The sequence below is a fragment of the Streptomyces sp. NPDC056480 genome (assembly GCF_042795405.1).
GTDB lineage: Bacteria > Actinomycetota > Actinomycetes > Streptomycetales > Streptomycetaceae > Streptomyces.
Window position 1 is genome coordinate 1 of the sequence record NZ_JBHTSA010000265.1, and the last position, 1,038, is coordinate 1,038.

The 1,038-nt window shown below is 52.8% G+C and carries 1 rRNA gene; it reads left to right on the forward strand.

Annotated elements, in window-relative coordinates:
* A 23S ribosomal RNA gene (locus tag ACFQ79_RS40745) occupies nt 1–1,038 on the forward strand; the annotation flags it as partial.

Below are 1,038 nucleotides of genomic sequence, written 5' to 3' on the forward strand. Positions count from 1 at the left end.
GCTCAGAAGCAGCCATCATTTAAAGAGTGCGTAATAGCTCACTGGTCGAGTGACTCCGCGCCGAAAATGTACCGGGGCTAAACGTACCACCGAAGCTGCGGATTGATACCAATGGTATCAGTGGTAGGGGAGCGTTCTAAGGACAGTGAAGTCAGACCGGAAGGACTGGTGGAGTGCTTAGAAGTGAGAATGCCGGTATGAGTAGCGAAAGACGGGTGAGAATCCCGTCCACCGAATGCCTAAGGTTTCCTGAGGAAGGCTCGTCCGCTCAGGGTTAGTCGGGACCTAAGCCGAGGCCGAAAGGCGTAGGCGATGGACAACAGGTTGATATTCCTGTACCACCTATACATCGTTTGAACGATGGGGGGACGCAGAAGGATAGGGTAAGCGCGCTGTTGGATATGCGCGTCCAAGCAGTTAGGCCGGAAACGAGGCAAATCCCGTTTCCATTAAGGCGGAGCTGTGATGGCGAGGGAAATATAGTACCGAAGTTCCTGATTCCACGCTGCCAAGAAAAGCCTCTAGCGAGATGAAAGGTGCCCGTACCGCAAACCGACACAGGTAGGCGAGGAGAGAATCCTAAGGTGTGCGAGAGAACTCTGGTTAAGGAACTCGGCAAAATGACCCCGTAACTTCGGGAGAAGGGGTGCTTTCTTAACGGAAAGCCGCAGTGAATAGGCCCAAGCGACTGTTTAGCAAAAACACAGCTCTCTGCGAAGCCGTAAGGCGAAGTATAGGGGGTGACACCTGCCCGGTGCTGGAAGGTTAAGGAGAGGGGTTAGCGTAAGCGAAGCTCTGAACTGAAGCCCCAGTAAACGGCGGCCGTAACTATAACGGTCCTAAGGTAGCGAAATTCCTTGTCGGGTAAGTTCCGACCCGCACGAAAGGTGTAACGATCTGGGCACTGTCTCAACGAGAGACTCGGTGAAATTATAGTACCTGTGAAGATGCAGGTTACCCGCGACAGGACGGAAAGACCCCGTGGAGCTTTACTGCAGCCTGATATTGAATTTTGGTACAGCTTGTACAGGATAGGTA